The organism is Streptomyces sp. NPDC012466 (assembly GCF_042955215.1).
GTDB lineage: Bacteria > Actinomycetota > Actinomycetes > Streptomycetales > Streptomycetaceae > Streptomyces.
Map to the genome: position 1 here is coordinate 875,193 of NZ_JBIBEQ010000001.1, position 26,392 is coordinate 901,584.

Here is a 26,392-nt window from a genome sequence, read left to right on the forward strand (position 1 = left end):
CCGGGTGCACTCGGGGTGGCATCGCGATGAACAGCGGGGTACCGGATCACCGGCCCACCGCGTACCCCTGCATCCCGCGCGGATTCGCCGCCGCCGACAACACGCCGGTCTCCGGATCCCGTGCGACCGCGCACAGCCGGCCCTCCGACCAGGGCCCGCCGACGGTCACGTCGTGTCCGCGGCGCCGCAGCTCCTCGACGACGGCCGGGTCGGTGCGGGACTCCACGGTCACACTGCCCGGGCGCATGCCGCGCGGGTAGAAGGAGCCGGGGAAGCTGTCGTTGTGCCAGTTCGGGGCGTCGATCGCGCCCTGGAGGTCGAGGCCGCCGCGCACGGGAGCGCGCAGGGCGACCGCGAGGAAGAAGTGCAGCTGCCACTGGTCCTGCTGGTCACCGCCGGGCGTGCCGAACGCCATGACGGGCACGCCGTCGCGCAGGGCGATGGAGGGCGTCAGGGTGGTGCGGGGGCGCCGGCCGGGGGTGAGGGAGTTGGGCAGTCCCTCCTCCAGCCACGTCATCTGGAGCCGGGTGCCGAGCGGGAAGCCGAGTTCGGGCACGACGGGGTTGGACTGGAGCCAGCCGCCGCTGGGCGTGGCCGAGACCATGTTCCCCCAGCGGTCGACGACGTCGAGGTGGCAGGTGTCGCCGCGGGTGGTCCCGTCGGCCCGGACCTCCGGTTCGCCCGGCACGGGGGACGCCGGGCTCTTGGCGACGGTCGGTTCGCCGACGCCCAGGGCGTCGTAGCCCTCCTGGGCGGCGGCCGCCACGCGCGCGTGGGCGCACAACCGCGGGGTGCGTCCGCCGGGGCTGCCGGGCCGCAGGTCGTGCTCGGCCCGCTCGCCGACGAGGGCGCGGCGGGCCGTGTTGTAGGCGTCGGACAGCAGGTCGTCGAGCGGCACGTGGGCGGCGTCCCCGTACCAGGCCTCCCGGTCGGCCATGGCGAGCTTGCAGTTCTCGACCAGGAGGTGAACGTAGTCGGCCGAGCCGTACCGGGGCAGTTCGGGCGGGAGCAGGGCGAGTTGCTGGAGGAGGACCGGGCCCTGGCTCCAGGGGCCCGGCTTGCACAGGGTCCAGCCGTTCCAGTCGTACGTCACCGGCGACTCGTAGGTCGCGGACCAGGCGGCGAGGTCGGCGGCCGTGAGGGTTCCGGTGTGGCGTTCTCCGCTGGTGTCCCTCGTGGGGCGCCCGGCCTGGCGGACGAGGGCGTCGGCGATGAATCCGGTGCGCCACACCTGCCGCGCGGCCTCGATCCGCGCCTCCCTGTCCCCCGCTCCGGCGGTCTCGGCGAGCAGGCGCTTCCAGGTGGCGGCGAGTGCGGGGTTGGTGAAGAGCTCGCCGGGGCGGGGCGCCTTGCCGCCGGGCAGGTAGACCTCCGCGGACGAGGTCCACTCCGTCTCGAACAGCCCGCGCACCGTCTCGACGGTCTCGCCGACGCGTTCCACGGGCGCGTGGCCGTGCTCGGCGTACCCGATGGCGTACTTCAGGACGTCGTCGAGGGACTTGGTGCCGTGGTCGCGCAGCAGCAGCATCCAGGCGTCGAACGCGCCCGGTACGGCGGCGGCGAGCGGCCCGGTGCCGGGGACGAGGTCCAGGCCGAGGTCACGGTAGTGCGCGGCGGTCGCCCCGGCCGGCGCGACGCCCTGCCCGCACAGCACCCGCACCTCGCCGCCGGCCGGGGCGAGCAGGATCGGCACCTCCCCGGCCGGGCCGTTGAGGTGCGGCTCGACGACGTGCAGCACGAAGGCACCCGCCACGGCCGCGTCGTAGGCGTTGCCGCCGTCCTCCAGCACGGCCATCGCCGACTGCGAGGCGAGCCAGTGGGTGGAGGAGACCATGCCGAAGGTGCCCTGGAGGGTGGGGCGGGACGTGAACATACGGCCTTCTCATCTCTCGTCGTCGTATCCGCTCAGGGGCACGCCACCCGTCCCCCTCCCCGTGTCGCGGTCCCGCCGAAACCTCGGAAGATCGCAGGTGGGCGGGCACTTCTCGACAGGAACCACCGCAGCTCCCCGGCTACACACGCACCTGCCGCAAACCACTCACCGACCGCTGAACCGGCCGATATCCGGGCGGTGAACAGGGGCCCCGGTCACCGCGCGGCCACGGAGCGAGTTCGCACTTCCGCACCACAGGCACTCATGTGACACTGTCGTTCCGTCCGCCGTGCGGACCCGTTCCGCACCGTCGTCCCCCACGAGAAGGGCGCCGTGCGTTCTCTACCTCTGCCCTTGGCCCTGACCGCCCGACTGTCCCCGGTGGTGGTGCTCGCCGCGTTGGGCTGGGCGTTGTCGTCCGGTCCGCTCGCCGCGCCACAGGCCGCCGAGCACAAGCCGGCCGAAGAGAAGACCGAGAACCGGGCCGCGTCCGCTCCGTCCACGTCGACGGTGTCCAAGGCGTACTCGGCCGCGCCCGCCCCGTGCGACAGCGTCGCCAAGAAGACGATCGAGTCGCTGGTGCCGGGTGCCAAGACGGGCGGCAAGGAGATCCCGTCGACGGACACGAAGCTGCGCCGCACCTGCTCCTGGAACGCGCTCAAGGGGTACGACTACCGCTGGCTCGACGTGTCCTACGAGGTCATGGAGTCGGACGAGGCGGCACAGAATGCCTACGAGGAGCACACCGGGAAGAAGAGCGGCGGCGGACCCGTGCCCGGTCTGGGCGACAGCGCGTACTCCGTCGTGAACCTCACCACCGAGGACAAGCAGGAGACCCGCGAGGGCGTCGTGCTCGCCCGCGCCTCCAACGCGCTGGTGACGATCACCTACAACGGCAGTGACTTCGAGTCGAAGAAGGCGCCCGGTACGGACACGATCAACCGGGGCGCCATCAAGGCCGCGAAGGAAGCGGTGGCCGCGCTGGAGGCCGACGAGGGCTGATCGCCGCCCTCCAGCGCCGGTCCGGGTCAGACAGCCGTGCGGTCACGGCCTCGCAGGGCCATCAGCAGCAGGTACAGCACCATCGACGTGCCCAGGCCCACCGCCCAGCCGTAGTCGGCCAGATCGGCCAGCGCCGGGATCGGACGGCCGTCGATCAGCGGCTTGAAGTTCGCGCCGCCGACGGCGAGGACACCGCCGACCACGAAGGCGGCGACGGCCCGCCAGTTCCAGCCGCCGTCGTACCAGTAGCGGCCGCCCGGGCGGTACAGGTCGGCGAGGTCGAGCCGGGAGCGGCGCAGGATCCAGTAGTCGGCGATGAGGATGCCCGCGACGGTGCCGAGCAGGCCGCCGACCAGGCCGAGCCAGGTGAAGATGTAGCCCTGCGGGTCGGAGTACAGCTTCCACGGGAAGATCAGCACACCGAGGACGCAGGTGGCGAGGGCTCCGGCCCGGAAACTGATCCTGCGGGGCGCGATGTTGGAGAAGTCGAACGCCGGAGAGACCAGGTTGGCCGCGACGTTGACGGAGAGGGTCGCGACCAGGACGGTGACCAGCGCGAACAACAGGCCCACGGTGCTGTCGGTCTTGGCGGCGAGCTGCACCGGGTCCCAGATGGCCTCGCCGTAGACGGCCTGGGAGCCCGAGGTGACCATCACCGACAGGAAGGCGAAGAGGGTCATGGTGGTCGGCAGGCCGAGCGCCTGGCCCCGGGTCTGCGCCTTCTGGCTCCTGCCGTAGCGGGTGAAGTCGGGGATGTTCAGCGACAGGGTGGACCAGAAGCCGATCATGCCCATGAGGGCGGGGGCGAACAGCTTCCAGAAGTCGGCGCCCCAGCCGAGCTTCGACGGCTGGTCGAACAGCGGGCCGAAGCCGCCCGCCTTGTCGCTCATCCACCACAGCATCACGAACGCGCCGACGAGCACGAAGGGCGCCGCCCAGTTCTCGAAGCGGCGGATCGTCTCCATGCCCCGGTAGATGATGACGACCTGCAGCGCCCAGAAGATCGCGAACGACAGCCACATGGTCCAGGCGTAGCCGCCGACCTTCGCGGCGTCCGTCCAGCCGGTGCCGATGAGCTTGCCGGCCAGGAAGTAGATGGCCTCACCGCCGATCCAGGTCTGGATGCCGAACCAGCCGCACGCCACCAACGCCCGTACGACCGCGGGCAGATTGGCGCCGCGGATGCCGAAGGAGGCCCGGGCGAAGACCGGGAAGGGTATGCCGTACTTCGGTCCGGCGTGCCCGGTGAGCAGCATGGGTATCAGCACGATGACGTTGGCCAGGGCGATGGTGAGCACCGCCTGCTTCCAGTCCATGCCGACGGCGATGAGCCCGGAGGCCAGGGTCCAGGAGGCCGTGTTGTGGGCCATGCCGACCCACAGCGCGGAGAAGTTGTACGTGGTCCAGGTGCGCTTCGCGACCGGGACCGGCAGCAGGTCCTCGTTGGCGTAGGGGCCGGTCGGTGCGGGGGCGCCGGGGGCGATCTCCACCCGGCCGTCGTCGCGGGTGACTTGGGTGGGCGGCGGTGGGGCGGTGGGAGCGGTATCGGTCATGGGCCGGGCCAATCAGGCGAGGTGGGACGGGAAAGGCCGTGCGGTGACGCCGATGGGGGGTGCGCTCCGGGTGCGGCGGGGAGCGTCCTGGGCCCCCTTCCCGGGCCGCTGGGAAGAGGGAGTTCACAGGGGGGTGCTGCGGAGGAGGTCAGCCGTTGACGGCCGGGATCACCTGTGATCCGTAGGCCTCGATCACGGCCTCCTGCGCGTCGTGCATGTCGTAGACGGCGAACTGGTCCACGCCGAGCGCGCGCAGCGCGTCCAGCTTCTCGATGTGCTTGTCGACCGGGCCGATCAGGCAGAACCGCTCGACGATCTCGTCGGGCACGAACTGCGCATCGGGATTGCCGCTGCGCCCGTGGTGGGAGTAGTCGTAGCCCTCGCGGGCCTTGATGTACTCGGTGAGCTCGTCGGGCACCTGGGCGGAGTGCTCGCCGTACTTGGAGACGAGGTCGGCGACGTGGTTGCCGACCATGCCGCCGAACCAGCGGCACTGCTCGCGCGCGTGGGCGAGCGCCTCGGGCGAGTCGTCCTCGGTGACGTACGCCGGGGCGGCCACGCAGATGGTCACCTCGGCGGGGTCCCGGCCGGCGGCGACGGCCGCGTCCTTCACGGCCCTGACCATGTACTCGGTGAGGTACAGGTCGGCCAGCTGGAGGATGAACCCGTCCGCCTCCTCACCGGCCATCTTCAGGGCCTTGGGGCCGTACGCCGCCATCCAGACGGGCAGTTCGGCGTCCGGCTTGATCCACGGGAACCGGACGACGGTACCGCCGCCGAGGTCGGCCTCCCGTCCGCTGCCGAGGTCCCGGATGACCTTCATGGCCTCGCTGATCCGGGCCAGGGTGTTGGGTTTGCGGCCGGCCACGCGCATCGCGGAGTCGCCGCGGCCGATGCCGCAGACCGTGCGGTTGCCGAACATGTCGTTGAGGGTGGCGAAGGTGGAGGCGGTGACCTCCCAGGTGCGGGTGCCCGGGTTGGTCACCATCGGCCCGACCTTCAGTTTCGTGGTGTTGGCCAGGATCTGGCTGTAGATCACGAACGGTTCCTGCCACAGCACGGCGGAGTCGAAGGTCCAGCCGTGCGTGAAGCCGTTGCGTTCCGCCCGCTTCATCAGGCTGATCACCCGCGAGGCCGGCGGGTCCGCCTGCAGGACGAGTCCGAAGTCCATCTGCACCACTCCTAGTTGAGGTACTGACAGGTGGAACGCGGGGTGAAGACGCCGTGCCCGGCATGGCCGGTGTACTCCCGCTCGGTGATGACGGGTTCGCCGCGCGAGAGGACCGTCTCGACCCGGCCGGTGGTGCGTTTGCCCTCGTACGCCGAGTAGTCGACGTTCATGTGGTGCGTCTCGGCCGACATGACCTGCTCGGCGTGCGGGTCGTAGATGACGACGTCGGCGTCGGCGCCCGGCGCGATGGTGCCCTTCTTCGGGTACAGGCCGAACATCCGGGCCGGGGTGGCGCAGGCGATCTCGATCCAGCGGCGGCGTGAGATGTGCCCGTCGACGACCGCCTGGTGGAGGAGGTCCATACGGTTCTCCACACCGGGGAGGCCGTTGGGGATCTTGGAGAAGTCGCCGCGGCCGAGTTCCTTCTGGCCGACGAAGCAGAACGGGCAGTGGTCGGTGGAGACCACCTGGAGGTCGTTCGTCCGCAGGCCCCGCCACAGCGCGGCCTGATGTTCTTTCGGCCTCAGGGGCGTGCTGCACACGTACTTCGCGCCCTCGAAGTCGGGCTCGGCGAGGTTGTCGGTGGACAGGAACAGGTACTGCGGGCACGTCTCGCCGAAGACGTTGAGCCCCTCGTCACGGGCCCGGGCCAGTTCGGCGACCGCCTCCGTCGCCGAGACGTGCACGACGTACAGGGGCGCGCCGGCCACCTGCGCGAGCTTGATGGCGCGGTGGGTGGCCTCGGCCTCCAGCAGGGCTTTGCGGACCTCGCCGTGGTAGCGGGGGTCGGTCTCGCCCCGGGCCAGCGCCTGCTCGACCAGGACGTCGATCGCGATGCCGTTCTCGGCATGCATCATGATCAGGCCGCCGTTGTCGGCGGAGCGCTGCATGGCCCGCAGGATCTGGCCGTCGTCGCTGTAGAAGACGCCCGGGTAGGCCATGAACTGCTTGAAGGAGGTGACACCCTCCTCGACCAGGTGGTCCATCTCCTTGAGGGTGTGCTCGTTGACGTCGGAGACGATCATGTGGAAGCCGTAGTCGATCGCACAGTTGCCGTCGGCCTTGGCGTGCCAGGCGTCGAGGCCCTCGCGCAGGCTGTGGCCGACGCTCTGCACGGCGAAGTCGATGATCGTGGTCGTGCCGCCCCAGGCGGCGGCGCGGGTGCCGGTCTCGAAGGTGTCGGAGGCGAAGGTGCCGCCGAAGGGCAGCTCCATGTGGGTGTGGGCGTCGACGCCTCCGGGGATGACGTACTTTCCGGTGGCGTCGATCGTGCGGTCCGCGGTGAAGGTTTCCGCGGCGGGGGTGGCGGAGGCGGCGAGGGCGGCGATGCGGCCGTCCTCGATCAGGACGTCGGCGTGGATCTCGTCGGACGCGGTGATGACGAGGCCGCCGCGGATGACGGTTCGGGTGCTCATGGTGTGTCGCTCCTCGCCGTGTGAAGGTGCGGGCTGTGTGTGGCTGGTCGCGCGGTTCCCCGCGCCCCTGTCGGAGCGCTTACGGTGCCGTCAGCGGCCCGTACGCGCCCGGTGCCCGGTCCCGGTAGAACTGCCAGCGGTCGCGGACCTCCCGGAGTTTGGCCATGTCCAGGTCGCGCACGACCAGTTCGGGCTCCTTGTCGCTCGCCACCTCGCCGACGAACTGGGCCTCCGGGTCCACGAAGTACGAGGTGCCGTAGAAGTCGTTGTCGCCGTACTCCTCGACCCCGACCCGGTTGATCGCGCCGACGAAGTACTCGTTGGCGACGGCCGCCGCCGGCTGCTCCAGCTGCCAGAGGTAGCCGGACAGGCCGCGCGAGGTGGCCGAGGGGTTGAAGACGATCTCGGCGCCCGCCAGGCCGAGGGCGCGCCAGCCCTCGGGGAAGTGGCGGTCGTAGCAGATGTACACGCCGACCTTGCCGACGGCCGTGTCGAAGACCGGCCAGCCGGAGTTGCCCGGACGGAAGTAGAACTTCTCCCAGAAGCCCCTGACCTGGGGGATGTGCGTCTTGCGGTACTTGCCGAGGTAGGAGCCGTCCGCGTCGATCACGGCGGCGGTGTTGTACAGGACGCCGGGCTGCTCCTCCTCGTACATCGGCAGCACCAGGACGATGCCGAGTTCCTTCGCGAGGGCCTGGAAGCGGCGGACGATCGGGCCCTCGGGGATCTGCTCGGCGTACTCGTAGAAGGCCGGGTCCTGGACCTGGCAGAAGTACGGTCCGTAGAACAGCTCCTGGAAACACAGGACTTGAGCGCCCTGCGCGGCGGCGTCGCGGGCCGCCTGCTCGTGGACCTGGATCATCGATTCCTTGTCGCCCGTCCAGGCGGTCTGGAAGACGGCGGCACGGATCACTGGGCTCATCGGGACCTCCGGTCGCTCGGTGTGCCGTGAGCCTAGGAAGTCGCGTGGGCGTCTTTGAGTTGCAGCGTGTCACGTCGAAGGGCGTGCGGCGTGCCACCGTGTCACTCTGTCGTGGGCCCATGTTTCACCGCCGTTTTCCCAGGTGGTCGCTTGTTTCACTGTTGTTGCGCGTCGTGCGCGAGGAGTGCGATGTGCACCGAGGCGGCCTGCTCGAAGTCGTCGAGGTCCACCCCGAGGCGGACCTGTATGGCCTCAAGACGGCGGTAGAGGGCCGGCCGGGAGACGTGGTGGAGCTGGGCGGTGCGGGACTTGTTGCGGCCGGTGGCGAGGTAGGTGCGCAGGACCGACAGCAGGTCCTCCTCGGTCTCGCGCAGCAGCCCGTCCAGCTCCCGCTCCGCGAAGGACTGCACGTGCGGGTCGTCGCGCAGCAGCCGGATCAGGCCCCGCAGATGGACGTCCTTCAGGCGCACGACCGGGGGGAGGTCGAGGACGGCGGAGGAGCCGGCCACGGCGTCCGCGACGTGCTGCGCCTCGCGCAGTCCGGTGGGTACGTCGTCCCAGGCGGCCCGGGGTTCGGCCGCCGCTACGACGGTGCGGTCCGGGCCGGGCTCGGTGCGCAGCCGGGTCGCGAAGTGCGCGGCGAGGGCGCCCGCGTCCTGGTCCCGGGGAACGCTCAGCAGCACGGCGGTGGCGCCGTCGGCCAGTTCGGCGACCAGCCCGGGCAGGCCCAGCAGCCGCAGGAGCCGTTCGAGCCGGGCGGGGTCGCCGTCGCGGACGACCAGCGGCACGAAGGTGCGCCGGTTGACGGGCAGCCCGGCCGCGCGGGCCCGGGGCAGGAGTTGCCGCGCCGGTACGACACCGCTGACCAGGTCGGTCAGCAGGCTCTGCGCGGACTGCTCCTCCCAGGAGCAGGCGGCGCCCCCGGCGAGCATGCGGTGCAGGACGAGGGCCTCGGCGGCGCGGTCGGCGAGCAGCCGTCCGGTGGCGGTGTCGCCGCGGTAGCCGCACAGCACGATCCGGCCCCAGCGTTCCCCGCGCCCGCCCAGTTCGGCCCGGATCCAGCCGTCGCCCTCGGTGCCGCCGGCCTGCCGGGCGATGCGTTCCCAGTCGCGCAGCACGTCGTCCACCGCGGGCCGCTCCCCCGCCGTGCCGAGGACGCGGTGGGCGAGGTTGGTGACGACGACCGGGCATGCGCTGTGCCGGGCGATCTCGTCGAGCAGGCGTTGCAGCGGGGCGCCGGCGGTGATGAGGGCGGTGAGTTCGGTGCGGACGGCCTCGGAGAGGCTGACGGCGGCGAACTTGCGCCGTACGAGCCTCGACTGGACCTCCTCGGTCAGTTCGGCGAAGGGGAAGGGCCGGTGCAGGACGACCATCGGCAGTCCGCACCGCTCGGCCGCCCGGCGCATCACGTCCGGTGCCGCGGGGAAGGCGCGGCCGAGTCCGAGGACGACGGCGGCGGCCTCCGCGCGGTGCAGGGACCGGACGTACTCGGCCTGCTTGTCCTCGTCGCCGGCGAGCAGGACGCCGGTGGTGAGGACCATCTCGCCGCCGCGGAGCATCACACCGACGTCCGCGGCCTCGGCGACGTGCACCCAGCGCACCGGCCGGTCGAGATGGGTCGCGCCGGCCACCACCTCGGGCTCCCCGGCGAGCACCCGCTCCAGGGTGAGGATCTGCCGCACCGACAGCGCGGGCTCCAGGGAATCCAGGGTGATGGTCATGGGCGGTCCCTTGCTCAGCGCACTGCTACTGGATGCTCCTCAGAGCGTTCTCGAGGATCGCGGCGCCTTCCTCGGCCTCCGCGACGGTGAGGGACAGCGGCGGGGCGACGCGCAGCGCACTGGTGTTGTGCCCGCCGCCCTTGCCGATCAGCAGGCCGCCCTCGCGGGCCGCCTCCAGGACGGCCGCGGCGGTCTGCGGATCGGCCTCGTCGGTCCCGGGCTTGGTGATCTCGATGCCGATCATGAGCCCGCGTCCGCGTACCTCCCGTACGGCCGGCACCTGGGCGGCGACGGACCGCAGCCGCTCGATGAGCAGGCCGCCGACGCGCCGGGCGTTGCCCTGGAGGTCGTGTTCCAGCAGGTAGGTGAGGTTGGCGAGGCCCGCCGCCATGGTGATCTGGGTGCCGCCGAACGTGGAGATGCTGTTGGAGTCCAGGCAGTTCATGATCTCGGAGCGGGCGACGACCCCGCCGATGGACATGCCGTTGCCGATGCCCTTGGCGAAGGTCATGATGTCGGGCGGCCCGTTGCGGCCGTGGGCCTGCCAGCCCCAGAAGTGTTCGCCGGTGCGGCCCCAGCCGGTCTGCACCTCGTCGGCGATCCACAGGATGCCGCGCTCGTGCAGCACCTCGCGGAAGGCCGCGTACAGCCCGTCCGGCGGTGCGGTGAAGCCGCCGACCCCCTGGACGGGTTCGGCGATCAGCGCGGCCGGGGGCCGGGTGTGGCCGAGCAGGTCCTTCAGGTCGTCGACACAGGCCGCGATGAAGTCGCCGTCGTCCAGGGAGGCGTACGGGCCGCGCGTGCGCACGCCGCCGTGGACGTACAGCGTCTGGAGCGGGGAGAGCGAGGTCGGGGACCAGCCGCTGTTGCCGGTGATGCCCACGGAGCTGAAGGAACGGCCGTGGTAGCTGTTGCGCATGGCCAGGATGGTGTTGCTGCGCCGGTACGCCGTGGCCAACAGCAGTGCGGTGTCGTTGGCCTCGGTGCCCGAGGTGGTGAAGAAGACGCGGGCGTCCGGGATGCCGCTCAACTGGGCGATGCGCTCGGCGAGTTCGACCATCGGGCGGTTGAGGTAGAGGGTCGAGGAATGGATGATCCGCCCGGCCTGCTCGCTCACCGCCTTGGTCACCTCGGGCAGCGCGTGCGCCGTCATGGTGGTGAGGATGCCGCCGAAGAAGTCGAGGTAGCGGTTGCCCTGCGCGTCCCAGACGTGGCGGCCCTCGCCATGGGTGATCTCGAGGGGCTCCTCGTAGTAGAGGGCGAGCCAGTCGGGGAGCACCGCCCGGTGGCGGCCCAGGAGGTCGTTGATCACGGCTGCACCAGCCCTTCGTAGGCGTCGGGACGGCGGTCGCGGTAGAAGGCCCACGTCTGCCGCACTTCTTCGATGAGGTCGATGTCCAGTTCCCGGATCACGAGCTCCTCCTGGCTGTCGCTGGCGACGTCCCCCACGAACTGCCCGCGCGGGTCGACGAAGTAGCTCGTGCCGTAGAAGTCGTTGTCGCCGTACTCCTCCTGCCCGACGCGGTTGATCGCGGCGACGTAGTACCCGTTGGCGACGGCGGCCGCGGGCTGCTCCAGCCGCCACAGGTGGGACGACAGACTCCGGTGGGTGGCCGAGGGGTTGTAGACCAGCTGGGCTCCGGCCAGGCCGAGCTGCCGCCAGCCCTCCGGGAAGTGGCGGTCGTAGCAGATGTACACGCCGACCTTGCCGGCGGCCGTGTCGAAGACGGGCCAGCCGAGGTTGCCGGGCTTGAAGTAGAACTTCTCGCGGAAGCCCTTGAGCTGCGGGATGTGGTGCTTGCGGTACTTGCCGAGGTAGGTGCCGTCGGCGTCGATCACGGCCGCGGTGTTGTAGTAGAAGCCGGGCTGCTCCGCCTCGAACACCGGCACGACGATCACCATGCCGGTCTCGCGCGCGAGCGCGCGCATGCGCCGTACGGTCGGCCCGTCGGGGACGGGTTCGGCCCAGCGGTAGTGCTCCGGTTCCTCGACCTGACAGAAGTAGGGGCTGTTGAAGACTTCCTGGAAGCCGATGATCTGCGCGCCCCGGCGGGCCGCCTCGCGGGCGTGCTCCTCGTGTTTCGCCACCATGGACTCGGTGTCGCCGGTCCAGGTGGCCTGGACCAGGGCGGCACGTACGACGTTGGCCATGAGCTGCTCCTTCGACGCGACGTCTGCGCCTCTACGCCCGTAGAAGCGGGCCGTAGAGCCACGAACGTAAGCCTCTGGCACGGGGTTGCCAAGACCATCGTCGCCAACCCGCGGGGCATTGCGCGATTCGCACTCCTGTGGGTGAGTCACCCGGGGCACGATGTCGCCGGTCAGGCGGGTAATCCGGCGACGCGCAGGGCGTGCACGAGATCCCAGCGGCGCTCCTCCGAGACGCCCCGGGCGGCTTCCAGCAGGAGCGGTACGAGGCGCTGCGGATCGGGCTGGGCGCTGCGGGCGGCCTCCTCGGGGGTACGGGCCCTCACCAACGCGTCGAGCAGCACCCTCACCTCGCGGTGCCGCCCCTCGGCGACCAGACCGAGGACGGCCTGCCCGAGCTCGCCCGGCGGCCGGGCGACCCCCTGCCGGAGCATCTGCCGCCCGTCCCCCGGCCGTCCGGCCGCGACCAGCGCGTCGGCGGCGGCGACCAGTCGTCCGGCGGGCAGTGAGGCGGCCTCCCACAGCAGGGTCTGCCAGTCGGCGCCCAGCCCGGCGACGTGCAGCCCCTCCGCGAGCAGCGGGAACCTGCCGGGCTCCCACGAGGCGATCTCGGCGAGCAGCGCGTGGGCCTCCCCGCTGCGTCCCTCGCTCCGCAGCCGGGCCAGCGCGTCGACGCTCCTTCGCACCTCGGCCAGGTCGGCGGCCCCGCCCGGCGTGGCCTCCCGCACCGGGCGCTCCCCCACCCCCGCCTCCTCGGCGGCCCCGGCGAAGCGCGCGCCCCGGGGGGTACGGCCGGTGGCCGCGGGGGTGGGTTCGGGCATGGTCGGCACGGTGGCGGGCGGCACGGTGACGGGTGCGGTGCCCTCGTCCGCCATTCCGGCGAAACGGGCGCTGCCACGACGGCGTTTGCGTTGCTTGGGAGTGAGGGGCGCGGGAACTGGGGCGGTGAACGCGTCGGGGAGGGCCGGGGCGGTGAACGCGTCGGGCGAGCCGCCCGCGACGGTTTCCGTACGGGCGCTCCGGTGCTCCGCGCCCTGCGGAGCACGCCGCCCGGCCCCGGTCCCGCCCGGGCCCGCGAACACCTCGGGCGTGGCCTCCCCGGAGCCGCTCCGGGCCCCCGGGCGCTGCAGAGCGCGCCACCAGGCCCCGGTCCCGCCCGGGCCCGCGAACACGTCGGCCTCCCCGGAGCCGCTCCGGCTCCCCGGACCCCCCTGGGCCTGCCGCCCGGCCTCCGGGGTGACGGCGTCGTAGCGGGTGTCGTCGTACCGACCGGAGGGACCGGTACCGGCCGAGGCCGCGAACACCTCGGGCGAGGCCCCCTCGACGGCCTCCCCGGAGCCGCTCCGGCTCCCTGGACGCCCCTGGGCGTACCGCCCGGCCTCCGGGGTGACGGCGTCGTGCCGGCCGGGTGCGGCGGTCACCGTCGAGACCGGACCCGTGCGGTGCTGCTGCGGCAGGGCGGGCGACCCCGCCCCGGCGCCGCGCAGCGCGTCCGCCTCGTTCCGTGCTCCGGGGGGCGCCCCCTGCTCGCGCCGGTCCACCTGGGCGATCCGCGCCCGGAGTTCCGCGCAGCGCGCTACGGCCCGGTCGTGATCGTCCTGGGCCCAGGCCAGGTCCAGGCGGAGGGCGTCCGCCTGTGCGCGGGTCGTGGCCGAGGTCAGCTGGCGGGCCAGGACGGCCCGGCGTTCCGCCGCGTACTTCCGTTCGCGGAGCATGACGTCGAGACGGTCACCGAGGGCGTCGCGGCCCCCGGGCCGCATGTCGTACGCGGCGAGCGCTGCGGCGTGCAGGGAGCGGGCGCGGTCCTGCTCCGGGCCGGAGCTTCGGGGGCCGTGCTGTCCGGCGAGATCCTGGAGCAGGGCCTCGACCACGTCCCACGGCGGCATCTCCCGCCCGTCGAGACAGGCCCGCATGCCCTCCGGGTCGCGCTGCCAGAAGACCGCGCACCAGCCGCCGGACGGATCGAGGCGTGCCAGCAGGCCATTCAGGTAGGTCGCGAACTCCCCGACTCCAGCCGGGAGTTGATCCGCCGCCATCGCTCAACTCCCGTGAGACCGGAGCACTCCGCCCCGTAGGCAACACCAGTCGTGTTACAGACGTGCTACGGGGAGTTTTCACGTGCGGCGCGGGAGCCTCAGACAGGCACCAGGACGCACTGCACCGCCAGTTCGTCCATCGACAGCCCGAGCACTCCGGCCAGGGCGGCCACCGTGAAGAAGGCCGGGGTCGGGGCCCGCCCGGTCTCGATCTTCCTCAGGGTCTCCGCGGAGATGCCCGCGCTCGCCGCGATCTCCGTCATGCTCCGGGAACCACGCGCCTCACGCAGCAGCCGGCCGAGCCGCTCGCCGCGTTCGCGCTCTTCTGGGGTGAGAGGGGTGCGCACCATGACCCCATTCTAATACCGGTATAGTAATTGGCATGGTGGAGCTCAAGACAGACACTTCGATCGACGCGATGTACGAGGCGGGCCAGGTCGTCGCCCGCGCCCTGACGGCCGCCCGGAAGGCCGCCGACGTGGGCGTCTCCCTGCTGGAACTGGACGAGGTGGCGCACGACGTCCTGCGCGAGGCGGGCGCGACCTCGCCCTTCCTCGGCTACCGGCCGTCCTTCGCGCCGACCCCCTTCCCCGCCGTCCTGTGCGTCTCGGTCAACGACGCGATCGTGCACGGCGTCCCGACCCGCTACCGCCTGCGCGACGGCGACCTGGTCTCCGTCGACTTCGGCGCCGAACTGGGCGGCTGGGTCGGCGACTCCGCGCTCAGCTTCGTCGTGGGCACCCCGCGCGCCGCGGACCTCCGCCTCATCGGAACCGTCGAGCAGGCCCTCGCGGCCGGCATCGAGGCCGCCGTCGTGGGCAACCGCATCGGCGACATCGCCCACGCGATCGGCACGGTGTGCCGGGGCGCCGGCTACGGCATCCCGGACGGCTTCGGCGGCCACGGCATCGGCCGCCGCATGCACGAGGACCCCGGGGTGCCGAACGAGGGCCGACCGGGTCGCGGTATGCGGCTGCGGCACGGCATGGTGCTGGCGATCGAGCCCATGGTCATCGCGGGCGGCACGGACGCCTACCACGCGGCCCCCGACGGCTGGACCCTGAAAACGAACGACGGTTCCCGCGCCGCCCACGCGGAGCACACGGTGGCGATCACGGATTCCGGGCCGAGGATCCTGACAGCGCGCTGAAGCCCGCGCACTCCCTTCCTCCCGGTATGCCCTGAAGGTGCCCCTCGCCGACGATCGTGCGAAGGTGTTCTACGAGCGCGCCCCAGGTGTAACCGGCTGCCACCCGGGTTACCCGACCCCGGCACGTCGACCAGCGAGGGCGTCCCCCGCCCGCGCGCCGGGGACGCCGGGAACGGAAGGCCCATGAGCAGCGGCTTCACCAGCCCGGAGGGCTACGGCTCGGACCCCTTCGGAGAATTCCTCGCACGCTTCTTCGGCGGACCGCGTCCAGGTCCCCGGCAGATCGATCTCGGGCGGCTGCTCAGTCAGCCGGCCCGGGAGCTCGTCCGCGGCGCCGCCCAGTACGCCGCCGAGCACGGCAGCCGGGACCTCGACACCCAGCACCTGTTGCGGGCGGCGCTCGCCACCGAACCCACCCGCACCCTGCTCAGCAAGGCCGGCGCCAACCCCGACTCGCTGGCGTCGCAGATCGACGACCGGTCCGGACCCGCGCAGCACACACCGGACGACGCCCCGCCGCCGACCGCGCTCTCCCTCACCCCGGCCGCGAAACGGGCCCTGCTGGACGCGCACGACATGGCCCGGGCACGCGGCTACGGCTACATCGGCCCGGAGCACGTGCTCAGCGCCCTGGCGTCGAACCCCGACTCGGCCGCCGGGCACATCCTGAACGCGGCCCGCTTCGCCCCCTCCGAACCGCCCGAGGCGCCGGAGGCCCCCCAGTCGGAGCGCCCGCGCCCGACGAACACGCCGACGCTCGACAAGTACGGGCGTGACCTGACCGAGCTGGCCCGGCAGGGCCGGATCGACCCGGTGATCGGCCGGGACCAGGAGATCGAGCAGACCGTCGAGGTCCTCTCCCGCCGCGGCAAGAACAACCCGGTGCTGATCGGTGACGCGGGCGTCGGCAAGACGGCCATCGTGGAGGGGCTGGCGCAGCGCATCTCCGAGGCGGACGTGCCCGATGTGCTGATCGGGCGCCGCGTGGTCGCCCTGGACCTCACGGGCGTGGTCGCGGGCACCCGCTACCGGGGCGACTTCGAGGAGCGGATGAACAACATCGTGGGCGAGATCCGCGCCCACTCCGACCAGTTGATCATCTTCATCGACGAGCTGCACACGGTCGTGGGCGCCGGTTCCGGTGGCGGCGACGGCAGCTCGATGGACGCCGGGAACATCCTCAAGCCGGCCCTCGCCCGGGGCGAACTGCACATCGTGGGCGCCACCACGCTGGAGGAGTACCGCCGCATCGAGAAGGACGCGGCGCTGGCCCGCCGCTTCCAGCCGATCATGGTGCCGGAGCCGACGCCCGCGGACGCGATCGAGATCCTGCGCGGCCTCCAGGACCGCTACGAGGCCCACCACCAGGTCCGCTACACCGACGAGGCCCTGGTCGCGGCAGTGGAGCTGTCGGACCGCTACCTCACCGACCGCCGCCTGCCCGACAAGGCGATCGACCTGATCGACCAGGCCGGTGCCCGCGTGCGGCTGCGGGCCCGGACCAAGGGCACGGACGTACGGGCCCTGGAGCGGGAGCTGGAGCAACTGACCCGGGACAAGGACCAGGCCGTCGCGGACGAGCAGTACGAGCAGGCCACCCAGTTGCGCGACCGGGTCGTGGAGCTGAAGCAGCGCATCACCGACGCCGGTGGCGACAGCGAGGTCGACGAGGGTCAGGACCTCGTGGTCGGCGCCGAGGCGATCGCGGAGGTGGTGTCCCGGCAGACCGGCATCCCGGTCAGCAGCCTCACCCAGGAGGAGAAGGAACGCCTGCTGGGTCTGGAGGAACATCTGCACCAGCGCGTGGTCGGCCAGGACGAGGCCGTACGGGTCGTCTCGGACGCGGTGCTGCGCTCCCGCGCCGGACTCGCGGCTCCCGACCGCCCGATCGGCAGCTTCCTGTTCCTCGGCCCGACGGGCGTCGGCAAGACCGAACTGGCCCGGGCGCTCGCCGAGGCACTGTTCGGCAGCGAGGACCGCATGGTCCGGCTGGACATGAGCGAGTACCAGGAGCGCCACACCGTCAGCCGGCTGGTCGGCGCCCCGCCCGGCTACGTCGGCCACGAGGAGGCGGGCCAGCTGACGGAGGTCGTGCGCCGCCACCCGTACTCGCTGCTCCTGCTGGACGAGGTGGAGAAGGCCCACCCGGACGTCTTCAACGTCCTGCTCCAGGTCCTCGACGACGGCCGGCTGACCGACTCCCAGGGCCGCACGGTGGACTTCAGCAACACGGTCATCGTGATGACGAGCAACCTCGGCTCCGAGGCGATCACCCGCCGGGGCGCCACGACGGGCTTCGCCGCGGGCGGCGCCGACGCGGACGAGGAGGCCCGCCGCGAGCAGATCCTGCGCCCGCTGCGTGAGCACTTCCGCCCCGAGTTCCTCAACCGCATCGACGAGATCGTCGTCTTCCGCCAGCTCACCACGGAGCAGCTGCGCCGGATCACCAACCTCCTGCTGGACCGCACCCGCTCCCTGGTACAGGACAAGGGCATCACGGTGACCTTCACCGACCGGGCCGTGGAGTGGCTGGCCGACCGCGGCTACCAGCCGGAGTACGGCGCCCGTCCGCTCCGCCGCACCATCCAGCGCGAGGTGGACAACGAGCTGTCACGGCTGCTGCTGGACGGCAGGGTGGCGAAGAACGGCCAGGTGACCGTGGACGTGGAGGACGGGCACCTGAACTTCCGGACGCAGAGCTCAGCATCGCCCTGAGGGGCGCGGGGAACCGCGCGGCCAGCCCCCACGCACCCGCGGGCACTCAGCGCACAGGCCGCACCACCATCGCCGATCCCCCACCCCGCCGCACGGTCTCGGCGGCTGCCAGCCACTTCCCGCCCGGCAGCCGCTGGACGCCCGTCGCCGCGCCGATCTCCGGGTTCGCCTTGAAGGAGTGCCCGATCGCCTCGAGCTGCTTCCTGACGTCACTGTCGAGACCGGGTTCCAGCTCGGTCTGCGCGGCGTTCCGCTGACTGGCGCGCGGAGCCGCGATCGCGTCGACCAGCGGCAGGCCCCGGTCGACGAACCCGGTGAGCGTCTGCAGAACGGTCGTGATGATCGTCGCGCCCCCCGGCGACCCCAGGGCCACCACGGGCCTGTCGTGCCGGTCCAGCACGATCGTCGGCGAGATGGACGAGCGCGGGCGCTTGCCCGGCCCCGGCAGGTTCGGGTCGTGCACCGCCGGGTTCGCCGGGGTGAAGGAGAAGTCCGTCAGTTCGTTGTTGAGGATGAATCCCCGCCCGGGGACGGTGATCCCGCTGCCGCCGGTCTGCTCGATGGTGAGGGTGTAGGCGACGACGTTCCCCCACTTGTCGGCCACCGTCAGATGCGTGGTGCTGTCGCCCTCGTACGTGGTGGGAGCCGCCGTGCCGCCGGAGCCGCAGCGCTGCGGATGACGCGGATCGCCGGGCGCCACGGGGCTGGTCAGCACCGCGTCGTCCTTGATGAGGCACTCGCGCGAGTCGGCGAACCGCTGTGACAGCAGTTCCTTCGTCGGCACGTCCTCGAAGGCGGGGTCGCCCACCCACCGTCCCCGGTCGGCGAAGGCGATCCGGCTGGCCTCGATGAAGCGGTGCAGATAGCGCGCCTTGCTCGCCTTGGACAGGTCGGTCCGCTCGAGGATGTTGAGCGCCTCCCCGACCGTCGTGCCGCCGGAGGAGGACGGCGCCATGGAGTAGACGCCGAGGCCGCGGTACGAGGTCCTGGTGGGCGCCTGGAGCCTGGTGCGGTAAGCGGCCAGGTCCTGGACGGTCAGGTCGCCCGGCCGGGCGTTCCAGCCCGAGCCGGGGTCCACCGGCGGCTTGTTGACGGTGTCGACGATGTCCCGGCCGAGCCGGCCGTGGTAGAGCGCGTCGACGCCCTTGCGTCCCAGCTCCGCGTACGTGCGGGCGAGGTCGGGGTTCTTGAAGGTGGAGCCGACGACCGGGAGTCGCCCGCCCGGCAGGAACAGGTCGGCGGTGTCCGGGAAGTAGCGGAAGCGGGTCTCGTTGGACGCCGTCTGGGCCCGGAACGTCTCGTCGACGGCGAAGCCGTCGCGCGCCAGCCGCTCGGCCGGCTTCAGCACACTCGCGAGCCGCTTGCTGCCCCACTGGTCGAGTGCCGTCTGCCAGGTGGCGGGTGTGCCGGGGGTGCCGACGCTCAGGCCGCTGCTGACGGCTTCGGCGAAGGGAACGGGCTTGCCGTTCTCGACGAACAGGTCCTTGTCGGCGCTCAGCGGGGCGGTCTCGCGGCCGTCGATGGTGCGTACCGTGCGGGACTTGGCGTCGTAGTAGACGAAGTAGCCGCCTCCGCCGATGCCGGCGGAGTAGGGCTCGGTGACGCCGAGCGCGGCGGCCGTGGCGACGGCCGCGTCGACGGCGTTGCCGCCCTTCCGCAGAACCTCGATGCCGGCGGCGGAAGCGTCGGGGTCGACGCTGGAGACGGCTCCGCCGTAGCCGACGGCCACCGGGGACTTCTCACCGCCGGGGCTCTGCGCGGCGGGTGGCGGCGCCGCCGCTCCCACCGACACCACCACGGCGGCCGAAACCGCCAGGACCGTCAGATTCCGTGCGACAGGGCGACGCATCCGCACCTCCAGTCAAAGGCCGTTCGCGCAGCTTAATTCATCGCCATGGCCGCGTCAGGCAGGCGTCGAACACCGGTGCGTCGGGCCCGCTAGCATGCGCGCCCATGAATGACGACGTGCGCAACATCGTGCTGGGCGTGATCGCGGCGGGCATCAGTGCCGCGCTGGGCTGGGTGGCCCGCACCTACCTGTGGAGGCGCAGACTTCGCCGGAAGCAGGTGTTCTTCGGGCTCCCGGACAACTCCGAGTCCCTGCTCGTGGTGAACCGGGGCGCGAGCGGACCCGAGTTGGCGGTGATGCGCTACGACGTGTTCGCGCTGCTCGAACTCGCCGCATTGATCAAGGACTGCAACGCCCACGCTCAGATACTTCCGCACGACACCGCACGACAGGGTTTCGGGGAGCGCACCGAGTTCTGTGTGGGCGGCCCGGCGTCCAACCGTCGGATGGCGGCCCATCTGTCCTCACTGCTTCCGGGTGTGCGGGTGAACGTCGACGCCGAGCCGGGCCCGGACCGCGGCGCGTTCCAGGTCGGCACCGAGCGCTACCGCATGGACAACGGCAGGGAGGAGTACGCACTGCTCGCCCGGCTCACCGCGGACCGGAGTCAGCACACCCGGCCGGTCTTCCTCTTCTGCGGCCAGACGTCGATCACCAACCAGGCCACCACCCGTTACCTCGCCCGCAACCACGAGCGCCTGACCCGCACGTACGGCGACAGCTCCTTCGTACTGCTGCTCAAGGTCATCAACTCGCAGGCGTACGGCCCGGACGTCGTCGAACTGGTGGAGGACGTGACACGAGCGGCACAGACCCCGCTGCCCGCCGCGACGACGGCGGTTCCACGCAGTACACACCGCGCCTCCTGAAGCCCTCCACTGCTCAACAATCGTTACTGGCACGTAACTTACCGACGGGTTACCCCTGGTAAGCCACCGAGGTTACCGTTCGGTCACTTTGCACTGACACGAGTGAGGAGTGACCCGTGGGACCCCACCGCAAGGCCCTGCGCACCACCGCCGTAGGCGCCGTCTCGGCAACCCTGGTCGCCGGCACCGCCCTCGGATTCGCCCCCACCGCCCAGGCGGCACCGAACCCCATCCGCTTCGTCGACATCGCCGGCGACGGCGGCACCGTCCTCAAGGCCAACGTCGTCACCCCCGCCGGCGCCCGCGGCGGCGACCGCTACCCGCTGCTCGTCATGCCCACGAGCTGGGGCCTGCCGCAGGTCGAGTACCTGGCCCAGGCGCAGCAGCTCGCCGACTCCGGATACGTCGTGGTCACCTACAACGTGCGCGGCTTCTGGCAGTCGGGCGGCGAGATAGAAGTGGCGGGCCCACCGGACGTGGCCGACGCGTCGAAGGTGATCGACTGGGCGCTCACCCACACCCCCGCGGACGCCGGGCACATCGGCATGGCGGGCGTCTCCTACGGTGCGGGGATCAGCCTGCTCACCGCCGCGCACGACAAGCGGGTCAGGGCGGTCGCCTCGCTCAGCGGCTGGGCCGACCTGATCGGCTCCATCTACGCCGGGCGCACCCAGCACGTCCAGGCCGCCTCCCTGCTGGACGGCGCGAGCGTGGTGACGGGCCGCCAGAGCGCGGAACTGCGGCAGACCTTCGACGACTTCTACAGCTCCAACCTGGCGAAGGAACCCGAGCTCATCGCCTGGGGGAAGAAACGTTCCGCTGCTACCTACGTCGACCAGATCAACAGAAACGGCGCGGCGGTCATGCTCGCCAACGCCTGGGGCGACAGCGTCTTCCCGCCCAACCAGTACGCCGACTTCTACGAGAAGCTGACCGGCCCGAAGCGGCTGGAGATGCGGCCGGGTGACCACGCCACCGCCGAGCTGACCGGCCTGTTCGGGCTGCCCAACGACGTGTGGAAGGACACCGAGCGCTGGTTCGGCCACTACCTCCGGGGCGAGGACAACGGCATCGACCGTGAACAGCCCGTCCAGCTCAAGTCCCGCTCCGCGGGCGGCTACGAGGGCTACCCGGACTGGAAGTCGGCCGGCGCCGCCCACCGGAAGATCGCCCTCGCGGGCACGACCACGATCCGCGCCAACGTGAACTCGGGGGCGGACGGCGGGGTCGTCCTCCTGTCCAGCATCCTCGACCAGGTGGCGAAGGTGCCGCCGATGGCCTCGATCCCGCTGATCCCCCGCCGCTGGGCGGCCGTCTGGCAGTCGGAGAAGTACGCCTCGGCCCAACAGGTGCGCGGAACGGCCACGTTGCACACGACCCTCACCCCGACCAAGGAGAGCGGCACCCTCGTCGCCTACCTGTACGACGTGGGGCCGCTCGGCCTCGGCAAGCTGGTCACCCACGCGCCGTACACCTTCCACGGGCGCACCCCCGGAAAGCCGTTCGGCGTCGACCTGGAGCTGTACTCCACGGCCTACGACGTCCCGGCCGGGCATCGCCTCGCCCTGGTCGTCGACACGGTCGACCCGCTCTACATCGAGCACAACCCGTCCGGCGCGCAGCTGACCTTCTCCTCGCCGGCGAACGACCCGTCGTACGTGTCGGTTCCGCTGCGCGAGCAGTGATCTCCGGCTGCCGCCGGACGGGCCTGGCCGATGTGAACCGCCGCCCCCATGGCCTTCGGGCCGTGGGGGCCGCACCCGGTGGGAAGGCCCCGCGGACCGGACGGGCGGTCTGCTCACCCCCGGCGGGATCGGCGGCCTTCGGCGAAGTCCCCCTCTCCGACAGGGATGAAGGGCACATCGTAGTCGAGGTCCGATCCGACGAGCCGTCCGGTGCCTGCTCGTTCAGTGCTTGAGGATCTTGGAGAGGAAGTCCTTGGCGCGGTCACTGCTGGGGTTGGTGAAGAACTCGTCGGGGCTGCGGTCCTCGACGATCCGGCCGTCGGCCATGAAGACGACGCGGTTGGCGGCCGAGCGGGCGAAGCCCATCTCGTGCGTGACGACGATCATGGTCATGCCCTCGCGGGCGAGTTGCTTCATGACCTCCAGCACCTCGTTGATCATCTCCGGGTCGAGGGCCGAGGTCGGCTCGTCGAAGAGCATCGCCTTGGGCTCCATGGCCAGGGCGCGGGCGATCGCCACACGCTGCTGCTGGCCGCCGGAGAGCTGCGCCGGGTACTTGTCCGCCTGGTCGGCGACACCGACCCGCTCGAGGAGTTCCCGGGAGCGCTTGTCAGCGTCCTCCTTCTTGCGCCCGCGCACCTTGACCTGCCCCAGCGAGAGGTTCTGCAGGACGGTCTTGTGGGCGAAGAGGTTGAACGCCTGGAAGACCATGCCGACGTCGGCGCGCAGCCGGGCCAGCGGCTTGCCCTCCTCCGGCAGCGGCTGCCCGTCGAGGACGATCTCCCCGGACTCGATGGTCTCCAGGCGGTTGATCGCCCTGCAGAGGGTCGACTTCCCCGAGCCGGACGGGCCGATGACCACGACCACCTCCCCCCGGGCGACGGTGAGGTTGATGTCCTGCAGGACATGCAGCTCCCCGAAGTGCTTGTTGACGTCACGCAGCTCGATCAGCGGCTCGACGGCCATACTCAGCCCTACTCACTCTCAGCTGTGTGGTGGTTGCCGCAACGTATCCAGGCAAGATCGGAGTTGTCGGGCGACACGCACTTTTCGATCATTAGCCGTATTTACGTCGGACGTTGGGCCAATGGGTGCCGTCATGGGGCTCACGACTCCGCGACTTCGGCGTACAGCTGCGACAGCTCGGGGACCCCGTTGACGGCCCACTCGTGCCCGGAGTCCACGACGTCGAACTCCCGGCCGGAGGTCAGCCGCACGACCGGTTGCCCGTCGGACCGGATCTCCCAGGCGGCCCCCGGCACGGTGCGCACGATGACGGTGCCGAGGTAGAGCCCGGCGTCGTTGCCGAGCCAGGGCAGGGTCTCCTCGTCGTCCCGCCAGCGCGGCACGAGCTGGTCCAGCGCTTCGAGGGAGGCCGCCGAGTCGTCCAGCCGGACACCCTCCCGGTACGCCTGGGAGCGGAGCAGTTCGCACTCGGCGAGGAGTTCCGCGATGCCTGCGGGATCGGGGAACCCGATCTTCTGGCGCCGGTTGCCCAGGAAAGGGATGTTCATACGTCCAGCGTGTCATTCGTACCGCCGTATGCACCACAGGGCGCGCGGGCCCGCCGATCCGGGTCGAGTTCAGGCCGAGTTCACGCGGCGCGCGTTGACGCGTCACTCCAGTCTCCCTAACTTCACCGTGCGTCTTTGCGTCTCGGCCGTCGTTACCTCTTCGGTTCCGTCCCTGCGTTTCGTGTTGTCGTCGTGTGTCGCTGAGCGGGAGGAGTCGGCCGTGCGCCGATGTGTCCGGGGGATCTCGGTCGTCCTGGCCCTGTGCGGGTCGTCGGTCCCGGCGGTCTCCGCGCAGGCCGTCGAGAAGGGGCGGGCCGCACCGGTGCCGCTGGAGCGGCTGTTCGACAACGTGGCCGTCAGCGACGACAGCCGTCCCGGGGAGGCCGACTTCGACGGGTCGGGCGCCTCCCTGTCGGCGCGGGACCTCACGGCCGCGGGCTGGACGCCCGGTCGCGCCCTGACCGTGCAGGGTGCCCGTCTGACCTGGCCCGAACGGCGGCCCGGCCAGCCGGACAACGTCCGCGCCGCCGGGCAGGACGTCCGGATCACGGGACGCGGTGACGCCCTCGCCTTCCTGGTGGCGGGCACCGCCGGCACGGAGGTGGGCGGCCGGGGCACGGTCACGTACGCGAACGGCTCCCGCTCCGGCTACCGGCTGACCGCACCCGACTGGCGCACCGGCCCGCTCGCGACCAAGGCGGTGGCCCTGCCGCACCTGAACACGCCGGCCGGCCAGCTCACCCGGCAGGCCCGCCTGTACGCCGTGACGGTGCCGCTGGTCCCGGGGCGTCCGGTGGCCTCGGTCCGGCTGCCGAACGCGGCCGGACTGCACGTCTTCGCGGTGTCGGTACGGACCGCCACACGAGGCTGGACGGGCAGCTGGACGACGGCCACGGGCGGTTACGCCGCCGTGGGTCCCTGGACGGACCGGACGCTGCGGCTGGTCGTGCACACGTCAGCCGGCGGATCCCGTGTGCGGGTGCGGTTCGACAACACCTTCGCGGCGGCCCCGGTACGGATCGGCAGCGCGACGGTGGCGGTCCAGGCGTCGGGCGCGGCCTCGCGCGACACCCCGGTGGCGTTGGCCTTCGGCGGTGCGGCGGGCGTGACCGTCCCGGCCGGGGCCCAGGCGTTCAGCGATCCGCTCGGCTTCTCCGTACCGGCGGACGCCGATCTGCTGGTGAGCTTCCACCTGCCCGGCACGGTGGCCGCGGCGCCCGTGCACGGGCTCGCCCAGCAGCGCTCCTACGTCAGCGAGCCCGGTGACCACGCGGCGGACGGCGCTCCCGGGGCGTACACCTCGGTGATCACCCGCTGGCCGCTGCTCGCCGGGGTCGACGTCGGCGGCGGGCCCGGGTCCGTGGTCCTGCTCGGGGACTCGATCACCGACGGCGACAAGTCCACGGTGGACGCCAACCGGCGCTGGCCCGACGTCCTGGCCGGCCGGCTCCTCAGACAGGACACCGTCCCGCGCTACGGCGTGCTGAACCTGGGCGTCTCGGGCAACCGCGTGGTCACCGACCGCTACCCCGGCGACGGGGTGTCCACGGACACGGCAGGGGTGAGCGCCCTGCACCGCTTCGACCGGGACGTCCTCGCCCAGCCGACGGCGCGCACCGCCGTCGTCTTCGAGGGCGTCAACGACCTGCGGTGGGGCACCTCGGCGAAGCAGGTGATCGATGGGCTGCGCGAACTCGCCGCGCGCGGGCACGCCCGCGGGCTGCGGATGCTCGCGGCGACGATCCTGCCCTGCGAGGGCGAGGCGCGGTGCACGCCCGCCGTCGACACCGAGCGGGTCGCGGTGAACGAATGGATCCGCGCCGGCGGGGTCTTCGACGGGGTGCTCGACTTCGACGCGGTGGTGCGTGACCCGCAGCGGCCCTCCCGGATGCTGCCCGCCCACGACAGCGGGGACCATCTGCATCCGGGCGACGCGGGGCTGGCGGCCCTGGCGGACTCGGTCGACCTGCGGCTGCTGCGGCCCTAGACGTCCAGGTCCACGACCACGGGCGCGTGGTCCGAGGCGCCCTTGCCCTTGCGCTCCTCGCGATCCACGTACGCGTCGCCGACCGCCTTGGCGAAGGGTGCGTTGGCGTACACCAGGTCGATGCGCATGCCGCGGTTCTTCGGGAAGGCGAGCTGGCGGTAGTCCCAGTACGTGAACGGGCGGTCGTACTTCAGGGGCCGCGGGACCACGTCCGACAGGCCGGCCTCGCGCAGGGAGGTGAGGGCGGCACGCTCGGCGGGGGTGACGTGGGTGGAGCCCTCGAAGAAGGCGGGGTCGAAGACGTCGTCGTCCGTCGGCGCCACGTTGTAGTCGCCCATCACGGCGAAGGGGCGGCTGCCCGCCGCGTCACCGGCGACGGCGGCCTTGAGAGCCTCGAACCACTGGAGCTTGTAGGCGTAGTGCGGGTGGTCCACCTCACGGCCGTTCGGCACGTAGACCGACCAGACGCGCAGCGGGCCGCAGGTCGCCGAGATGGCGCGGGGCTCCACCGAGCCGTCGAACCCGGGGTCGCCGGGCAGGCCCTTGACGACGTCCTCCAGTCCGACGCGGGAGAGCACCGCCACGCCGTTCCACCGGCCGGTGGCGTGGACGGCCGACTCGTAGCCCAGCTCGCGCAGTTGCTCCGCCGGGAACTGCGCCTCGGAGACCTTGGCCTCCTGGAGGCACAGCACGTCCGTGCCGCTGCTCTCCAGCCAGGCCAGGAGCCTCGGCAGGCGGGCGGTGATCGAGTTCACGTTCCAGGTCGCGATGCGCATGTCCCA

At 71.7% G+C, this 26,392-nt stretch carries 20 protein-coding genes; 6 read left to right on the plus strand and 14 right to left on the minus strand.

All coding sequences use genetic code 11. The annotated features are described in order from the left end of the window. Positions 1-46: 46 nt before the first annotated feature. Positions 47-1,873 (minus strand): gamma-glutamyltransferase, encoded by a 1,827-nt coding sequence (locus tag ACFY9E_RS03950; protein WP_390979074.1) that lies wholly within the window; start codon positions 1,871-1,873, stop codon positions 47-49. A gap of 333 nt (positions 1,874-2,206) precedes the next feature. Between ACFY9E_RS03950 and ACFY9E_RS03955 the strand changes: the two genes are divergently transcribed. Next, entirely contained in the window at positions 2,207-2,875 is a 669-nt protein-coding gene (locus ACFY9E_RS03955) for a hypothetical protein (protein ID WP_390979076.1), read from the plus strand. 26 nt (positions 2,876-2,901) lie between these two features. Here the strand turns inward: ACFY9E_RS03955 and ACFY9E_RS03960 are convergent, their stop codons facing one another. The 9 genes from ACFY9E_RS03960 to ACFY9E_RS04000 all read right to left on the minus strand — a co-directional run bounded on the left by ACFY9E_RS03960 (position 2,902) and on the right by ACFY9E_RS04000 (position 14,191). Continuing rightward, positions 2,902-4,428 (minus strand): NCS1 family nucleobase:cation symporter, encoded by a 1,527-nt coding sequence (locus ACFY9E_RS03960; RefSeq protein WP_390979078.1) that lies wholly within the window; start codon positions 4,426-4,428, stop codon positions 2,902-2,904. A 148-nt stretch (positions 4,429-4,576) separates the two neighbouring features. Further along, complete coding sequence (locus ACFY9E_RS03965) at positions 4,577-5,599, minus strand: TIGR03842 family LLM class F420-dependent oxidoreductase (RefSeq protein WP_390979079.1); 1,023 nt, start codon at positions 5,597-5,599, stop codon at positions 4,577-4,579. An 11-nt stretch (positions 5,600-5,610) separates the two neighbouring features. Further along, a complete protein-coding gene (gene hydA, locus ACFY9E_RS03970) occupies positions 5,611-7,014 on the minus strand; it encodes a dihydropyrimidinase (protein ID WP_390979081.1) in 1,404 nt (467 codons plus the stop codon). A 79-nt stretch (positions 7,015-7,093) separates the two neighbouring features. Continuing rightward, positions 7,094-7,936, minus strand: coding sequence for a nitrilase-related carbon-nitrogen hydrolase (locus tag ACFY9E_RS03975; RefSeq protein ID WP_386502590.1), 843 nt, complete (start codon positions 7,934-7,936; stop codon positions 7,094-7,096). Positions 7,937-8,091: 155 nt separating this feature from the next. Then, positions 8,092-9,657 carry a PucR family transcriptional regulator ligand-binding domain-containing protein gene (locus ACFY9E_RS03980; protein ID WP_390979083.1) on the minus strand — a complete coding sequence of 522 codons (1,566 nt, stop codon included), beginning with the start codon at positions 9,655-9,657 and terminating at the stop codon, positions 8,092-8,094. A gap of 25 nt (positions 9,658-9,682) precedes the next feature. After that, positions 9,683-10,969, minus strand: a complete 1,287-nt coding sequence (locus tag ACFY9E_RS03985) for an aminotransferase class III-fold pyridoxal phosphate-dependent enzyme (protein WP_390979085.1) — start codon at positions 10,967-10,969, stop codon at positions 9,683-9,685. Next, positions 10,966-11,808 (minus strand): nitrilase-related carbon-nitrogen hydrolase, encoded by an 843-nt coding sequence (locus ACFY9E_RS03990; RefSeq protein WP_390979087.1) that lies wholly within the window; start codon positions 11,806-11,808, stop codon positions 10,966-10,968. The genes ACFY9E_RS03985 and ACFY9E_RS03990 overlap by 4 nt, the downstream gene beginning before the upstream one ends. Before the next feature lie 170 nt (positions 11,809-11,978). Next, positions 11,979-13,841, minus strand: coding sequence for a hypothetical protein (locus tag ACFY9E_RS03995; RefSeq protein ID WP_390979089.1), 1,863 nt, complete (start codon positions 13,839-13,841; stop codon positions 11,979-11,981). Positions 13,842-13,939: 98 nt separating this feature from the next. Then, positions 13,940-14,191 (minus strand): helix-turn-helix domain-containing protein, encoded by a 252-nt coding sequence (locus ACFY9E_RS04000; RefSeq protein ID WP_390979091.1) that lies wholly within the window; start codon positions 14,189-14,191, stop codon positions 13,940-13,942. A 32-nt stretch (positions 14,192-14,223) separates the two neighbouring features. On the opposite strand from ACFY9E_RS04000, the gene map reads away from it, so the two are divergent. Further along, entirely contained in the window at positions 14,224-14,991 is a 768-nt protein-coding gene (map, locus tag ACFY9E_RS04005; RefSeq protein ID WP_390979093.1) for a type I methionyl aminopeptidase, read from the plus strand. A gap of 183 nt (positions 14,992-15,174) precedes the next feature. Beyond that, entirely contained in the window at positions 15,175-17,706 is a 2,532-nt protein-coding gene (locus tag ACFY9E_RS04010) for an AAA family ATPase (protein ID WP_390979095.1), read from the plus strand. A gap of 46 nt (positions 17,707-17,752) precedes the next feature. On the opposite strand, the gene ggt is transcribed toward ACFY9E_RS04010, so the two are convergent. Then, complete coding sequence (ggt, locus tag ACFY9E_RS04015) at positions 17,753-19,555, minus strand: gamma-glutamyltransferase (RefSeq protein ID WP_390979097.1); 1,803 nt, start codon at positions 19,553-19,555, stop codon at positions 17,753-17,755. A 104-nt stretch (positions 19,556-19,659) separates the two neighbouring features. Between ggt and ACFY9E_RS04020 the strand changes: the two genes are divergently transcribed. Beyond that, on the plus strand, positions 19,660-20,424 hold the full coding sequence (locus ACFY9E_RS04020; protein ID WP_390979099.1) for a hypothetical protein: 765 nt from the start codon (positions 19,660-19,662) through the stop codon (positions 20,422-20,424). 116 nt (positions 20,425-20,540) lie between these two features. Continuing rightward, the gene (locus tag ACFY9E_RS04025; protein WP_390979101.1) at positions 20,541-22,109 is read left to right on the plus strand and encodes a CocE/NonD family hydrolase; all 1,569 of its coding nucleotides are present in this window, start codon (positions 20,541-20,543) and stop codon (positions 22,107-22,109) included. Positions 22,110-22,331: 222 nt separating this feature from the next. Here ACFY9E_RS04025 and ACFY9E_RS04030 read toward each other — a convergent pair whose 3' ends face one another. Beyond that, positions 22,332-23,075, minus strand: coding sequence for an ATP-binding cassette domain-containing protein (locus tag ACFY9E_RS04030; protein ID WP_390979103.1), 744 nt, complete (start codon positions 23,073-23,075; stop codon positions 22,332-22,334). Between the two features lie 140 nt (positions 23,076-23,215). Then, positions 23,216-23,623 (minus strand): DUF6278 family protein, encoded by a 408-nt coding sequence (locus ACFY9E_RS04035; protein ID WP_390979105.1) that lies wholly within the window; start codon positions 23,621-23,623, stop codon positions 23,216-23,218. Positions 23,624-23,843: 220 nt separating this feature from the next. Between ACFY9E_RS04035 and ACFY9E_RS04040 the strand changes: the two genes are divergently transcribed. Further along, a complete protein-coding gene (locus tag ACFY9E_RS04040) occupies positions 23,844-25,610 on the plus strand; it encodes a GDSL-type esterase/lipase family protein (protein ID WP_390979107.1) in 1,767 nt (588 codons plus the stop codon). Here the strand turns inward: ACFY9E_RS04040 and ACFY9E_RS04045 are convergent. Further along, complete coding sequence (locus tag ACFY9E_RS04045) at positions 25,607-26,386, minus strand: exodeoxyribonuclease III (RefSeq protein ID WP_390979109.1); 780 nt, start codon at positions 26,384-26,386, stop codon at positions 25,607-25,609. The two genes, ACFY9E_RS04040 and ACFY9E_RS04045, sit on opposite strands and share 4 nt — an antisense overlap. Positions 26,387-26,392 lie beyond the last annotated feature (6 nt).

What these genes read in the sequence shown, in the direction of transcription:
- ACFY9E_RS03995 (WP_390979089.1), bottom strand. Translation starts at nt 13,841, where the DNA reads ATGGCGGCGGATCAACTCCCGGCTGGAGTCGGGGAGTTCGCGACCTAC.
- ACFY9E_RS03990 (WP_390979087.1), bottom strand. Translation starts at nt 11,808, where the DNA reads ATGGCCAACGTCGTACGTGCCGCCCTGGTCCAGGCCACCTGGACCGGC.
- ACFY9E_RS03950 (WP_390979074.1), bottom strand. Translation starts at nt 1,873, where the DNA reads ATGTTCACGTCCCGCCCCACCCTCCAGGGCACCTTCGGCATGGTCTCC.
- hydA (WP_390979081.1), bottom strand. Translation starts at nt 7,014, where the DNA reads ATGAGCACCCGAACCGTCATCCGCGGCGGCCTCGTCATCACCGCGTCC.
- ACFY9E_RS04045 (WP_390979109.1), bottom strand. Translation starts at nt 26,386, where the DNA reads ATGCGCATCGCGACCTGGAACGTGAACTCGATCACCGCCCGCCTGCCG.
- map (WP_390979093.1), top strand. Translation starts at nt 14,224, where the DNA reads ATGGTGGAGCTCAAGACAGACACTTCGATCGACGCGATGTACGAGGCG.
- ACFY9E_RS03960 (WP_390979078.1), bottom strand. Translation starts at nt 4,428, where the DNA reads ATGACCGATACCGCTCCCACCGCCCCACCGCCGCCCACCCAAGTCACC.
- ACFY9E_RS04010 (WP_390979095.1), top strand. Translation starts at nt 15,175, where the DNA reads ATGAGCAGCGGCTTCACCAGCCCGGAGGGCTACGGCTCGGACCCCTTC.
- ACFY9E_RS03965 (WP_390979079.1), bottom strand. Translation starts at nt 5,599, where the DNA reads ATGGACTTCGGACTCGTCCTGCAGGCGGACCCGCCGGCCTCGCGGGTG.
- ACFY9E_RS04020 (WP_390979099.1), top strand. Translation starts at nt 19,660, where the DNA reads ATGAATGACGACGTGCGCAACATCGTGCTGGGCGTGATCGCGGCGGGC.
- ACFY9E_RS03975 (WP_386502590.1), bottom strand. Translation starts at nt 7,936, where the DNA reads ATGAGCCCAGTGATCCGTGCCGCCGTCTTCCAGACCGCCTGGACGGGC.
- ggt (WP_390979097.1), bottom strand. Translation starts at nt 19,555, where the DNA reads ATGCGTCGCCCTGTCGCACGGAATCTGACGGTCCTGGCGGTTTCGGCC.
- ACFY9E_RS03980 (WP_390979083.1), bottom strand. Translation starts at nt 9,657, where the DNA reads ATGACCATCACCCTGGATTCCCTGGAGCCCGCGCTGTCGGTGCGGCAG.
- ACFY9E_RS04000 (WP_390979091.1), bottom strand. Translation starts at nt 14,191, where the DNA reads ATGGTGCGCACCCCTCTCACCCCAGAAGAGCGCGAACGCGGCGAGCGG.
- ACFY9E_RS04030 (WP_390979103.1), bottom strand. Translation starts at nt 23,075, where the DNA reads ATGGCCGTCGAGCCGCTGATCGAGCTGCGTGACGTCAACAAGCACTTC.
- ACFY9E_RS04035 (WP_390979105.1), bottom strand. Translation starts at nt 23,623, where the DNA reads ATGAACATCCCTTTCCTGGGCAACCGGCGCCAGAAGATCGGGTTCCCC.